Consider the following 13,020-nt stretch of genomic DNA (forward strand, 5'->3'; position numbering starts at 1 on the left):
TATCTGATTTTCTTTGAAATAAATAACCGTTTTGAAATAAAATACGGTATAATAATCACGATAGATTTGTCCAGATACTATTTTTTAAGACAAATCAAAGCTGAGATTGAAAGGAGACAAGTCTGAATTATAGACGATCATTATTATGGATGAAAAAACATTTCAACGTATTAAAGAATTAACAGAATTACAAGGAACAAGCGGTTTTGAACAAGACATCCGCGCGTACATGGAACAACACATGGAGCCACTAGTTGATGAATTACAATTAGATGGATTAGGTGGGATCTTTGGATTGCGCCATCACCAAGAAGCGGATGCCCCTCGTGTCATGGTGGCAGCACACATGGACGAAGTTGGTTTTATGTTGACACAAATCCAAGATAACGGATTGTTCAAAGTGGTTCCGCTAGGCGGTTGGAATCCTTATGTAGTATCGGCTCAACGCTTTACATTGAAGACATCAACAGGGAAAAATTACCCATGTATTTCTTCTTCTGTTCCACCACATTTATTACGTGGTACAAGCGGTCAAAAGTCAGTCGAAGTAACAGATATTTTATTTGATGCTGGTTTTGAATCAAAAGAAGAAGCAATGAGTTTTGGTGTCCTACCAGGAGATACGATCGTACCTTTTGCAGAAACGATCAAAACAGCAAACGGCAAAAATATCATCAGTAAATCATGGGACAACCGTTACGGTTGTACGATGGTCTTGGAAGCATTAGAAGCCCTAGAAAAAGAAACATTAGGTCATACGCTGATCGCCGGCGCCAACGTCCAAGAAGAAGTTGGTTTACGCGGATCAAAAGCTTCAGTGAACAAATTCAAACCTGATCTATTCTTTGCGGTAGACTGCTCTGCAGCAGATGATACAGTAACGAAAAAAGGCACATTTGGTCATCTAGGAGAAGGCACCTTGATGCGTATCCAAGATCCAGGATTGATCATGTTGCCACGTTTACGTGAATATTTACTAGATATTGCTGAAACAAACAATATTCCTTATCAATACTTTGTATCAAAAGGCGGTACCGACGCGGGTGCTGCTCATACACAAAATGAAGGAATCCCAAGTACCGTTATCGGTGTCGTTGGACGCTATATCCATACGCATCAAACGATGTTTAGTATCCGTGACTTTGAAGCAGCCAGAGAAATGTTGATCCAAACATTGAAGGGCTTAGATAAATCAACGGTGAATACGATCGTTTACGGAAAATAAGTAATCAACGAGTAAAGGCTATCCGCTTTTGCTCGTTTTTTATTTTTTAGATATAGTTTGGTCAGTTTTTTGTAAAGGTGTATAATTTAAGTAGAACATAGAATAAGAAAGAAGTGTGCACCTATGATTACTCCTAAAAGTCTTGAAGAAGTAGCCGGTTATGTTGAAAAAGGCAATCATATCTTTTTCTTTACTGCCGATTGGTGTGGCGATTGTCGCTTCATCAAACCACAAATGCCAGAAATCGAACGTCATTTTTCAGAGTGGACATTTGTCGAAATGGATCGAGATGCGTACATCGATTTAGCAGCAGAATGGAATATTTTCGGTATTCCAAGTTTCATTGTCATCAAAGATGGGAAAGAATTAGGTCGTCTGGTCAATAAAGATCGTAAAACAAAAGAAGAAATCGAACAATTTTTAACAAAAACGATTCAGCAGTGAGAAACGAGAGGAGTGGGAAAAATGGAACAAGCATATAAGAAAATATTAGTTGGAATTGACGGAAGCGAGCAAGCGTTTGCTGCATTCAAAAAAGCTGTCGAGGTGGCTCGTAGAAATGAAGGCACAGTGTACGTGACGAATGTGATCGACCAACAATTTTATCAATTTATGGGGTATACGCCTATTGACCAATCCTTGATCGATCAACAGACTGAATCAGCAAAACAATTGATTGAAGAATGTAAAAATTACGGAAAATCCGTTGACTACCAAAAAATAGAAGGTATTGTGGCTTATGGTTCGGTCAGAGAATCTATGGCAGTAAAACTACCAAAGAAATATCAAATCGACTTGATCATGATCGGTCAATCAGGTTTGAATGCCGTTGAACGCTTTATGACTGGGAGTGTGGCAAGCTATGTGATTCGACAAGCTCCGTGTGATGTCTTAGTCGTTTCAGAACCAAGAGAAGCCTAGTTTTTGATTCAATAGGCAGATCCTTGAACAAAAAAGACGAGGAAACGAAAGATGGTGCATTTCGTTTCCTCGTCTTTTTTTGTGATCCGTGCTTTCTTTTTATTCCGGCAAGTTTTTCTAAGAGAATTTATCATGCAAGAACTTCCTTTTTTTGTTAAGATAATACAAGAGAGTTTGGTGCTGATCGATCTACTCAGTTGCCATAAATCAAAAACAACTTCAACAAATGATATTGGAGGAAACAAAATGATTTTTGCTTATAATCGCGCACATGTGGGCGACACATTAATGGTGATCATAGCCGACGATAAAGGCACGGAAAACACTGTTAGTCGTAAATGGAATGTTGCGCAAATCAAAGATGAATCTGGTCAAATCGTTGCATGGAACTTTTTCCATATCTCAGATCATCTAACAATTGAAGGCAATGGCCAAGTAACAATCTCAGAAGAACAACTAGCTGAATTGAACCGTTTGATCAAAGAAGCTGGCTTTGAAGAAACATTGGAAAAAGACAACCAACCGAAAATCGTTGTTGGTTACGTCAAAACTTGTGAACCTCATCCAGATTCTGATCATTTATCTGTAACTGAAACAGAAGTAGATGGTGGTGAAGTTTTACAAATCGTTTGTGGCGCACCGAATATTGAAGCAGGTCAAAAAGTAGTCGTTGCTAAACCTGGTGCAATGATGCCAGACGGTATGATGATTTGGCCTGGAGAATTAAGAGGGGTCAAAAGTGACGGAATGATTTGCTCTGCAAAGGAACTTCACGTACCTAACGCCCCAGAGAAAAAAGGCATCTTAGTTTTACCTGAAGATGCGATAGTTGGCGAAGCATTCAAAAACTAGCATGAATAAAAAAACGACTACCTCCATTGAGGTAGCCGTTTTTTTATTAATTATTTGAGCCATTGGAACTATTTGAATTTCCTTGATTTAATGCAGTATTATCAATTGTCAATTTGATATCTACAGTTTTTTCTTCTTCGCCACGGTAATAAGTGATCTTCACAGTGTCACCAACTTTTTTACCATAAAGCACAGACTGTAATTCAACACCAGATGAGACTTCTGTATCATCGATTTTTGTGATGACATCATATTGTTCTAAGCCAGCTTTTTCCGCAGGCGTTGCTGGTTGAACCGAACGAATGATCACGCCATTTGTTACAGAAGATGGTAATTTCAAGATCTGTTCCTGTTGTTGTGTAGAAACGGCGGAAAGATCGGTCATTGTGATACCCAGTGCAGGGCGTGTTACTTTTCCATCTTTTTCAAGTTGATTGATGATATTTACGACATCATTACTTGGAATCGCAAAGCCCATTCCTTCAACACTTACACTTGAAGAATCAGAAGTCGATGCAATTTTACTTGAATTGATACCAATAACTTGGCCTTCGATATTAACTAGTGGACCACCAGAGTTTCCTGGGTTGATCGCTGCATCTGTTTGGATAGCATTGATATTCACTGTCTCATTAGATTCATTTGTACTTGTCACTTGACGATTCAAGGAAGAAACAATTCCTGATGTCACCGAGTTTGCGTATTGAGAACCTAGAGGAGAACCAATCGCAATCGCAGGTTCGCCGACTTTCAATGAAGCAGAGTCGCCAAATGAAGCAACAGTATCGACTTTGTCAGCACTGATTTTTAAAACAGCTAAATCAGTATAAGCATCTGTACCGACTAATTCTGCTTTCACTTTTGTTCCATCTTTTAGTAAAACTTCTAGTCCTTGTTGTCCATCGACAACGTGATTATTCGTCACGATATAAGCGGAATCGCCCTCTTTTTTATAAATCACACCGCTACCTTCACTGTAAGCTTGCAATTCGCCATCTTCGCCACTACTTTCTTGTTGTTGGCCAAATAATGAACCAAACGGGTCAGATGATGAACTTTGTTTTTGTAGGTTGATAACAGAAACAACTGCTCCTTGCACTTTATCTACTGCAGAAGTGATATCTGAATCTACATTGACTTTTACATTTTCGACAACTGTTTCGCCTGATGCATTTTGTGTCCCACTGCTAGAAGAAGTCGTTACTGAGTTACCACCTCCAGTTGCTGCATAAAAAATACCGAAAGTCAGTAATCCGCCAATCACGCCACCAACTACGCCAAGACCTAGCTTTCGCCAAATGCCATTAGATTTTCTTTTTTTCATTTTTGGTGTCACATCTCTTCTGTCCATGTGATCTGCCTCCATTTATTATTTTCTAGATAAGTTAAGTATAGACTTATTTACTAAATTTAGTCTACTTCCAGACTGTGAACTTTTTATGAAAAACATTAGGAAAAATAATTGTTTTCAGATGAAAAAATAAAATACAAACTTATACACAGGAATTGTGGAAAAGTATTTGTAAAAAATGCGTATAAATGCCCATAAAAGTTATCAACAACTTGTGGAAAAAGTGGAAAAATCTGTGCGAAACATATGTTTGCTTAAGAAATACTTATGAAATAAGCAATAAAACCACGATAAACTGTGGATAAACCTGTGGAAGATGTGTATAACTATGTGGGAAAACTTTTTTAAATCTCTTTGTCGAATAAGAATACTCTATTATAATAAGAAAGAAGAATTCGATATGAAAGACCGAGGGAAGGAAATTATTATGAATATAAAAATCATTTCAGTTGGAAAATTAAAAGAGAAATATTTGATCCAAGGAATCAATGAGTATGTCAAACGACTTAAAGCATATGGAAAAATCGAACTAATCGAAGTACCTGACGAAAAAGCACCAGAAAATCTTAGTGAAGCCCAAATGCGTCAAGTCAAAGAAAAAGAAGGTGAACGCATTCTTTCAAAAATCAAAGACCATGAATATGTCTACGCACTAGCGATCCAAGGTGAAAATCCTACGAGCGAAGCCTTTGCGAAGCAAATCGACCAATTAGGCATCCAAGGAAAAAGTCAGCTTGTTTTTGTCATCGGTGGCTCATTAGGATTAAGCGATGACGTCATGCAACGCAGCAATGCCCAAATCTCCTTCGGCAAAATGACCTACCCGCACCAACTGATGCGCCTGATCCTCGTTGAACAAATTTATCGCGCGTTTCGGATCAATACGGGGGCGCCGTATCATAAATGAAATAATGATCGATATCACGAATGACTGTCAATAAATGACGGTCTTTTTTTAATGTTATTTTAACGATTATGAAACCAAAACGACGTTTTATGATATGTTCTATTTTTCAATTGATTATTATATTAAAATGGAAATATATCGAAGGTGTAAAGTTAATTTTATCAGTTATTTTATTTGATCAAAGAGCTCATTTTTTTATGAAATAATAAAAATCGTTTTAATCGTTTTAAATATGAAAATAATTCAGAAAAAATTCGTATTTAGTTTAAGAAGGACAGTATCTAAAGAGCAAAGCTATCGTTTAGGAAAAAGAATGTTGTAAGAAATCAACCATCAAATATCTAAGAAGGTGAATGAATGTCAATAGACAATGAAATGATCTATGAGAATCAAAAAGAAATTTGGAAAGTGGAACACCAACAAGACGAATTAGCAAATGGAAAACGTAGGTTAGAAAACCAGCTCCTTCAATTAGAAAAAGAACTTCAAAGAGGTTTTCGCCAATTATCTGAAGTGAATCATGAAGATATCCAACAAGGCATGGCCAATGCGATTTGGATGCATAAGGAGTATGAAGCAAAGCAACAAACATTTCAACAACAATTTCATCAGGCACATGAAGAACTTGATTTTTCGTACAGGAAAACTTTACAAGGATTAGAAGTAGAAAGAGAAGAGTTGTTTGCAGAAAGGAGAACATTTGAGTGGGATTAGTTTATGTGAGTGGGGAATCATCAGAATTTATGTCAGCGTTAAAGAAGAACTTAGCCAGTAGTAAAGAAACGATCAATCAACTAAAGAGAGGAAGTCAAAAAGTCGTATCAGCTGTTAACGGAAACGAATTGTCTGGTGCAGCATATACAGCAGGAAAAGGATTATTTAGTGAATTGATCATTCCGACAATTACACGAACAACGAATGCGATTGAAAAAATTGAACAGGAGCTACAAAGGTATAAAGTCGCGGATCAGATTGTAGCAATGGAAGGATACTTGGATGAGAACAAACTGAACCAGCAACTGGCGACGACACGAGTTATTAAAGCATCAGTAGACACGACTTCTGCTTTTGTCCAGTCCCAAGCACAAAGTAATCCGTTCGTCGGCATTCTCGAAACATTACTAAATGTCCAACGAGATCTAGATCGTATGTCAGAAAGCTTTCAACAAGATATTGATCAATTACAAAATAAACTAAAAAAAATACATAATTTCAATACTCAAACTAGTGGATTATTCAATCATAGTTTGGATGAACTAAAACTGGCGATGCAAGGTGTATTAGTGTTAAAGAATACGCGAGTGAGGACAGATGGTTCATATTTGTTACCCGAGGGAATAAATAAAAAGTGGTTTACTTCTGATCAAATAGATATAGAAAATTATGATGAAGTTATTTCAGTACTTCAAACAACAGGGGGTGCTCTGGCTAGTGAGAAAACAGAGAAACTATTTATACAAAAAGGAATACAGCATGGTCAAAATGCTTCCGACTATATCTGGAAAAACCGATATTCATTAGAATTACCAGACGGAAAGATTTTGGGAGAAGTTCCTGGAGCCACTCTAGCTGCAAGAGAATCGGCTGATAATACAATAAAAGGAGTATTTAAATATGGAGGTAAGGCAATAACAGAAGGAGCAGGATTATTAATTGGTGTAGGGATAGATATAGTTTCAGGTGATAGTGCTGAAGAGGCTTTGGGAAAAGGAATAATTACAGGATTAGCTAGTGCAGGAGTAGTAAGTGGTATAAAGCTTAGTACGGGAGCATTAGCTGCAGTTGGACTAATTTCTGCTCCTGTAAGTATTGGTATAGTAGGTTCTATAGCTGTAGGTATAGGTGTAGGTATTGCGAATGATATTTTAAGAGAAAAATTTAAATTTGTTAGAGATTTTGAAGATAGTGTGGGACAAGCAGTAGTATCTGGATGGGGTGATTTCACTGAAGGGGTGAGCGGTTTTATTGGAGGCCTATTAGATGGAATATAGCCGTAAAATTATTGGTGGGAAAATATATAATATTGCATTTCAAAAAAATAAAATTATTCGCGGATGGTTGTTATTAGTAACAGAAAACAATGAAGAATTTGTTGTTCGACAGAATTCAAATTTGTTAAGGTTGGGCAACTATCATCTGAAGAGAGAAATATATAAATCTAATACTTCTTTAATGAGTTTTTCTGTAGACTGTAAAGAGATAGAGAAAGATTATAAGAAAAAATCGAACAGTAATTACATAGGTAGTGCGGTTGCTTTAGTATTATATCCAATAATAAGAAAAATAGTTCCAGTTGAATGGTTATGGGATAATTCTGATCAATCTTTTAATTTTTCTATAGGTATAAAAAATCTATTGTTTTTTTGGCTAACTATAATAGTTTGCTTGTACTTTTGTTCTTTCTTTAGAAAAAGAAATTTTCTTTTTAAAATGATGAATAATGATTTTGATGTAAGTTTTTTAGGAAAGATAAATCTGATTAATAATTCTAAATATACAAAAAAAGTATGGACAATAAATAATCTAGTTGGTCTAGCTTTGATTATTTGTTTTACAATCATTTTTTTGTTTATAATACCTTTTTTAGTACAAGCAAGATTGCTAAGTTTGTTGAGTTTTTATATAGTTAAAATTTTTTTGTTCAATGGTAAAGTTTGGTTCGTTAATAATGATGTGAAATATATAATGTTAGAAAGTGTATCTTGAGTAAATGATATGGAAATAGAAGATGGTGAGATTAGAAATTTATGCTTTGATAAAAAAAGAGTAATTCCAGGTTGGTGTCTATTGATTTCAGATAATAATGAAGAATATTTAATAAGACAAAACAATTTCATGGTAGGTTTAAAGCAATATAGGGTTAATAGAAAGATCTATCAAGCCAGTATTTCTTTGAGTGAACCCAGTATTTCTGGTTTAGAAATGGAGAAGTAAATCAAGAAAAAATCAGAAAAAAGTTATTTAGGAGTAGCCATTGGACTTCCTTTAAGTAACTTAGTGAGGGACTTTATTCCACAGAATTGGCTTTGGGGCAAAAGTAATTTGCCAATAGATATGTTGGAAGGAATCATCAATTTATTATTCTTCTGGTTAACATTAGTCGTTTGTCTTTCTGTTGTCTCTTATTGGAGAAAAAATAGATTAAAAATGGAATTAGAAAAAAGAGGTAGTTCTTTAAAGCTTATAGGTAAGGGATATGCAATTACTCCATTGATCATTACACAAAAAAATTTAAAGTGGTGGTGAGAAGAATGAAGATGATTCATTGCGTAAAGGTATTAATAGTAGGGATAGGATTGCTTATATTTTATGGCATATTTACGCTAGTGCTTCCTTTTTTGATACAAGAAAGATTATTATTTTTTCTTACAGTGTTTATTCTTGTGAGTACTATATATAATGGCAAAATATATTCAACAAAAAAAGTGAAATATAAAATAATATTTGATAAAGATGATCGGTAAATATGTATATCCTTTTTTTGTATTAAATTTCTTATGGAATAGAAGTCGGAAATACAGAGATTGAGCCTACTAATAGCAACAGCTATAATAACTAGAATGGAGAATACATATGGAACAAACTAACTTATTGCCTTTGGGTAGTGTTGTGTACATGAAAGAAGGAATTATGCCATTACTAATTGTTGCGCGACAACCGATTTTGAAGATGCAAGAGGAAATTTATTACTTAGATTATGCTGCAGTAAATCAACTAACTGGTTTAAATAATATTGAAGAAATAGCGTATTTTAATAACGAGGACATTCGAGAAATTTTATATCAAGGATATATAAGTGAAAATGAAAAAACAGTTTTAACAGCCTTAGAAGAATGGAAGCAAAATAATTTGGATATCCCTAAAGGTAAAGTTATTGATCTAAAACATACTTCTAAGAAAAAAGAATACGGGGATTTAGGAAAAAAATCTTTATTGGAAGGAGAAACATTTGGTTTTTAATTTTATATTGAGTTAATGAGAATGCTAGCAAGGATTATTAAGCCCATCAAATACAATTTAAAGATGAGGAGGAAGATCGTTTTGGTTGGTTTTTTATGAAAAAATCACAGAAATAAAATACTATAGAACTGTTTTGAAACTAATTAAGTAATAGCTTATAGTGCTAAATTTTCCAGAATCAACTGAGAAACTTGAAGGAGGCTTTAGATGATAGGAAACAACTGTGCCCAAGAGATTAAAAGAATTAATGGCAGATATTATTTACTGGAATTAAATGATGGATTGTACATTGTTGATTATTTTAAGTTAATGAGGCTGAGAAACTTTTTTCCGTTTAGTACCTTTTACGACAACGCTCCGAAAAAAAGTTGGGCTGCATATAAAGTAACTGGATCAGCAGAAATTTTTGAAGGTAAAAAAATACCTGAAATACAATTTTATGTTCCTGAATCTTATGGGATTTTCGGAGTTTTTGTAATTAGTCCTTTTCTTATATTTTTGGGCTATCTTGAATCAATATATTTAGCTCTATTGATTGGTAGTGTTCTTAGTACATATGGAATAATATCGACCTGTCGACTATTACATAACAATAAGAAAGTGAAAGAAATCGTTAAAGATACGACAATTGTACAGTTAGTACTTGTTGAAAATAAAAGGTCAAAAATTTATGTATTTCTGAGTAATTTTTTATCATGTGTATATGGTATGTTTGTAGGTTACCTATTTATATCGGCAATCTTATCAGGTGACTTTTGGAAAGTTATTTTTGTTTCATTAGTATCACCTACAATTTCATTAATATTTGGAAAAATCATATCAAATTTTAGAGAAGTTCCAGATGCATCTTCTAAATATCAAATTGAAAAAAGATGAAAATTACATAAAAGATTATCAATTGAAATGATTGTATATTTTGAACCCATTATTCTAATCGATTATGAGGATAAACAAAAGATGAATGTGTGAAAAGAAATAATATGACTACCAAAATTTAAGTTTCTGTTGAATGTGTATGTATTTTTTAGTCCACCTCTAAGCATTTAGGAGCATAGGTGCTGTATCTTTGAGAATCTATCAAGAAATCCTACCAAATAAAGAAAATTAGGAAATCATTCATTGTTCCATAGGAATCTTGTAATAATTATTTGATAAGGTATCATCGTGGGGGATTGAGAAAGAGGGTTCAGATGAAGAAAACTTATCAAGTGATTTGTCTATTGATCATGGCTTTTTTGTTTTTTACGCCCGTTCAAACTTTTGCCGTAGCAGGTGGGCATGGTGGTGGTTCAACCGGTGGGGGCTCTGGTGGCGGTTCGATAGGGGGAGGTTCCAATTCCTATTATCGGAGGAGTCGGACGACTAATAGTAACAGTACATCAGAAGATTTTCTCTTTGTTGGCTTATCATTAGGAAGTATATTTGTTTTTTCTTTATTTAAAAAAAAGAAAACGCACAATATGGATATCAATGATTTGTTATCAAGAATGCCTGGAACAAAGCGTGAAAAGAAAAAATTGCTTTCTGAGATCAACAGAATCTTTTATGCAATACAAAAATCTTGGGAAGAAGAGGCTCCTGAAAAAGCAAAAAATTGTTATACTTCAAGATTATTTGAAGAACATCAGCAAGTGTTACAAAAAAATAAAGATGACGGTGTAAGAAATCATACAACGAAAATAGCCATTCAAGAATTGGCTAACTACCGACAAATCAATGATACTAGTTTCTCTATTCGAATCGATTTTAGTTGTTTCGATTACTTAGTCGATCGAAAGAACCAGCAGTTGATTTCAGGAGATAAGCGGGAAAGGCTTTATTTTTCGCAAGTATGGTATTTCAACTACTCTGAAAAAGACAAAATTTGGCAAGCAGATTTTATTCAACCGATATTTTTAGATTGATAGCGTGTCTTTAGAGGATAAATGATCAACCATATAAAATAAGATGACAAAAAAGAGGATTGAAGAATCAATAAGATGCTTCAGTCCTCTTTTTATAGTTATTGAAATAGATGATTCTCTATCATGATTAAATAACTAAAAAATGTCATTCGTGATATGAGTATAATGGGATCCTAACTTAGTCTTATAGGAATTATATAAGAGAAAAATCAGGAAAATCATCAATGAAATTAGAGAGAGATATCTTGCGAAAATAGCGAGATTTGTATAGGTATAAGTAATCACAATTGTGTTTTTACCGGGTGGGATGACTAACTCAGTTGTACCTATTGAAGATAAAGAAGTTTCAACTGGAGTGTTATTCACTGTTGCGATTTGTCCATCATAATGGTAAAGAGATGTTGTGAAAACTGATTTTTCATTATTTTTATTATCAACTTTAATTGTATATTTACTATTAGTAAAAGAAGTCTCGGGTTTTATTTCCTCATTATTAAGGAAGTATTTATGATTGTTAATCACATCTGGATATTTTATTGATTCTTTATTTGCATAATCAGTATGCTGGTAGTTCTCGGCAGCAGAAATAGCATTTTCAGGTTCGATGCGAGTTAATGAGTCATTATTCGCTACTAGATTAATTATCCCAGAAAAATGAAGGGTAATCCCAATTAGAGTAACACTGATGATTTTTATCATATTTTTTTTATTATATAAATTATAATAGATTAAGATACTTATTGTATAAGCTAAAAACAAAGAAGTGAAGCCATTTAATCTCCAGACAAATTGAAGATTCTTTATGGGAGTACTGTTAAGTAACTGCCAAGGGAATAAACTAGTAGAACAGAAAAGTGTGATTATACCCATAGCATAAATAAATTTATCAAATATTTGCAATTTTTTTATAAAAGTACAAGTTACTAATATTCCAATAAAAATAAGTAATCCGATCGTAAAGTTTTTATAATTATTATTTAAAATATGAGAGAGCATATCACTAGGAGCCATCCCGATTAATTCTCTTCCTTGAGGTACTTTGAGTTCTTGTGCGCTAGATTGCTGAATAAATGGAATTAAAAAAGCCGCACTTAATAAAAAGGTCACTGTAGTTGCTTTTAACAAGCTTAATAATCTAGACATTTTATTATTCCAAAAATAAAAAGATAAAATTATGGTGATAGCTATAAAGCCTGTAACCATTGCTACCGATAGTAAATGTGTATAGACTACTAAAGTCATACCAATAGTAAGCCAATACCACTTGCTATAATCGCCCACATATATTTCATAACAACCAACCAATATTAGAGGTAAAAAGGTTAAAGCAACTGCTTCTCCTAGTGAGGCTCTAAAAAAGATATCAATTGCGCGATAGCCTGCAAATGTGTATATGATAGAAAATAGTAGAGCGATGTATCTGTTTCTTTTTAATTTATTCATTGAGAAGTAAGCTATTAACATTGTTAAAAATGTTATGAAAAAATAGTATAAATTATAACTCAATACAAGATTACCTGTAATTTTAAAGAAAAAACTAGCCGGGTAAAAAGTTAACCAAGGGTAGAAAACGTTTATCATAGTACCATGATGGGCAAAATTATTAAAATTGACTGGAGAATCCCATACATTATCTAAACCTACAAGGCGTGACAAATGAAAATATGTGTCTTGAGACGAGTTATGTAAGATTCCATGTGTCAAAAATAAAGGTAGTACATACATCATACTTAAGCAAAGTATAAACATGATATCTATTAATTGATATTTATTCTTTTTCATCTTTTTCTCCTTTTTTTTCATCTATTACTAAAAACATTTAATAATATTATAACATATATTGGTTATTTTATAAACTACTTTTAAAGTTTGTTCCTTTAATAAATCTAAATAATAAAGC

14 protein-coding genes are annotated in these 13,020 nt (G+C 33.7%); 12 read left to right on the top strand and 2 right to left on the bottom strand.

The window, feature by feature from the left end:
- Positions 1-145 precede the first annotated feature (145 nt).
- The 4 genes from pepA to ytpR all read left to right on the top strand — a co-directional run bounded on the left by pepA (position 146) and on the right by ytpR (position 2,998).
- A complete protein-coding gene (gene pepA, locus I2F89_RS02095; RefSeq protein ID WP_019724279.1) occupies positions 146-1,225 on the top strand; it encodes a glutamyl aminopeptidase in 1,080 nt (359 codons plus the stop codon).
- 123 nt (positions 1,226-1,348) lie between these two features.
- Positions 1,349-1,669, top strand: a complete 321-nt coding sequence (locus I2F89_RS02100; RefSeq protein ID WP_071866164.1) for a thioredoxin family protein — start codon at positions 1,349-1,351, stop codon at positions 1,667-1,669.
- Between the two features lie 21 nt (positions 1,670-1,690).
- On the top strand, positions 1,691-2,146 hold the full coding sequence (locus I2F89_RS02105) for a universal stress protein (protein WP_071866165.1): 456 nt from the start codon (positions 1,691-1,693) through the stop codon (positions 2,144-2,146).
- A 246-nt stretch (positions 2,147-2,392) separates the two neighbouring features.
- Entirely contained in the window at positions 2,393-2,998 is a 606-nt protein-coding gene (ytpR, locus tag I2F89_RS02110; RefSeq protein WP_071866223.1) for a YtpR family tRNA-binding protein, read from the top strand.
- Positions 2,999-3,044: 46 nt separating this feature from the next.
- Here ytpR and I2F89_RS02115 read toward each other — a convergent pair whose 3' ends face one another.
- Positions 3,045-4,349, bottom strand: coding sequence for a S1C family serine protease (locus tag I2F89_RS02115; protein WP_066025889.1), 1,305 nt, complete (start codon positions 4,347-4,349; stop codon positions 3,045-3,047).
- A gap of 427 nt (positions 4,350-4,776) precedes the next feature.
- On the opposite strand from I2F89_RS02115, the gene rlmH reads away from it, so the two are divergent.
- From rlmH to I2F89_RS02155, 8 genes are all read left to right on the top strand, one after another.
- Positions 4,777-5,256 (top strand): 23S rRNA (pseudouridine(1915)-N(3))-methyltransferase RlmH, encoded by a 480-nt coding sequence (gene rlmH, locus I2F89_RS02120; RefSeq protein WP_115358440.1) that lies wholly within the window; start codon positions 4,777-4,779, stop codon positions 5,254-5,256.
- 357 nt (positions 5,257-5,613) lie between these two features.
- Positions 5,614-5,970 carry a hypothetical protein gene (locus I2F89_RS02125; RefSeq protein WP_195513330.1) on the top strand — a complete coding sequence of 119 codons (357 nt, stop codon included), beginning with the start codon at positions 5,614-5,616 and terminating at the stop codon, positions 5,968-5,970.
- The gene (locus tag I2F89_RS02130; RefSeq protein WP_195513331.1) at positions 5,961-7,247 is read left to right on the top strand and encodes a hypothetical protein; all 1,287 of its coding nucleotides are present in this window, start codon (positions 5,961-5,963) and stop codon (positions 7,245-7,247) included. Before I2F89_RS02125 ends, I2F89_RS02130 begins: the two co-directional genes overlap by 10 nt.
- Entirely contained in the window at positions 7,237-7,962 is a 726-nt protein-coding gene (locus I2F89_RS02135) for a hypothetical protein (protein WP_071866169.1), read from the top strand. Before I2F89_RS02130 ends, I2F89_RS02135 begins: the two co-directional genes overlap by 11 nt.
- 9 nt (positions 7,963-7,971) lie before the next feature.
- A complete protein-coding gene (locus I2F89_RS15455) occupies positions 7,972-8,190 on the top strand; it encodes a hypothetical protein (protein ID WP_229078025.1) in 219 nt (72 codons plus the stop codon).
- Positions 8,191-8,829: 639 nt separating this feature from the next.
- Positions 8,830-9,216 (top strand): DUF4176 domain-containing protein, encoded by a 387-nt coding sequence (locus I2F89_RS02145; RefSeq protein ID WP_071866172.1) that lies wholly within the window; start codon positions 8,830-8,832, stop codon positions 9,214-9,216.
- A 207-nt stretch (positions 9,217-9,423) separates the two neighbouring features.
- Positions 9,424-10,092 carry a hypothetical protein gene (locus I2F89_RS02150; RefSeq protein ID WP_229078026.1) on the top strand — a complete coding sequence of 223 codons (669 nt, stop codon included), beginning with the start codon at positions 9,424-9,426 and terminating at the stop codon, positions 10,090-10,092.
- 314 nt (positions 10,093-10,406) lie between these two features.
- Entirely contained in the window at positions 10,407-11,120 is a 714-nt protein-coding gene (locus I2F89_RS02155) for a TIM44-like domain-containing protein (RefSeq protein WP_071866173.1), read from the top strand.
- Between the two features lie 135 nt (positions 11,121-11,255).
- On the opposite strand, the gene I2F89_RS02160 is transcribed toward I2F89_RS02155, so the two are convergent.
- Positions 11,256-12,902 carry a 6-pyruvoyl-tetrahydropterin synthase-related protein gene (locus I2F89_RS02160; protein ID WP_195513332.1) on the bottom strand — a complete coding sequence of 549 codons (1,647 nt, stop codon included), beginning with the start codon at positions 12,900-12,902 and terminating at the stop codon, positions 11,256-11,258.
- Positions 12,903-13,020: the final 118 nt, after the last annotated feature.

The sequence above is a fragment of the Enterococcus sp. 1001283B150225_161107_E12 genome (assembly GCF_015556925.1).
GTDB lineage: Bacteria > Bacillota > Bacilli > Lactobacillales > Enterococcaceae > Enterococcus_B > Enterococcus_B mundtii.

Coding starts and splice junctions, on each gene's coding strand:
- I2F89_RS02115 (WP_066025889.1), bottom strand. CDS start 4,349: ATGGACAGAAGAGATGTGACACCAAAAATGAAAAAAAGAAAATCTAAT.
- I2F89_RS02155 (WP_071866173.1), top strand. CDS start 10,407: ATGAAGAAAACTTATCAAGTGATTTGTCTATTGATCATGGCTTTTTTG.
- I2F89_RS02160 (WP_195513332.1), bottom strand. CDS start 12,902: ATGAAAAAGAATAAATATCAATTAATAGATATCATGTTTATACTTTGC.
- I2F89_RS02135 (WP_071866169.1), top strand. CDS start 7,237: ATGGAATATAGCCGTAAAATTATTGGTGGGAAAATATATAATATTGCA.
- I2F89_RS02125 (WP_195513330.1), top strand. CDS start 5,614: ATGTCAATAGACAATGAAATGATCTATGAGAATCAAAAAGAAATTTGG.
- I2F89_RS02105 (WP_071866165.1), top strand. CDS start 1,691: ATGGAACAAGCATATAAGAAAATATTAGTTGGAATTGACGGAAGCGAG.
- I2F89_RS02150 (WP_229078026.1), top strand. CDS start 9,424: ATGATAGGAAACAACTGTGCCCAAGAGATTAAAAGAATTAATGGCAGA.
- I2F89_RS02100 (WP_071866164.1), top strand. CDS start 1,349: ATGATTACTCCTAAAAGTCTTGAAGAAGTAGCCGGTTATGTTGAAAAA.
- ytpR (WP_071866223.1), top strand. CDS start 2,393: ATGATTTTTGCTTATAATCGCGCACATGTGGGCGACACATTAATGGTG.
- I2F89_RS02145 (WP_071866172.1), top strand. CDS start 8,830: ATGGAACAAACTAACTTATTGCCTTTGGGTAGTGTTGTGTACATGAAA.
- pepA (WP_019724279.1), top strand. CDS start 146: ATGGATGAAAAAACATTTCAACGTATTAAAGAATTAACAGAATTACAA.
- I2F89_RS15455 (WP_229078025.1), top strand. CDS start 7,972: ATGGAAATAGAAGATGGTGAGATTAGAAATTTATGCTTTGATAAAAAA.
- rlmH (WP_115358440.1), top strand. CDS start 4,777: ATGAATATAAAAATCATTTCAGTTGGAAAATTAAAAGAGAAATATTTG.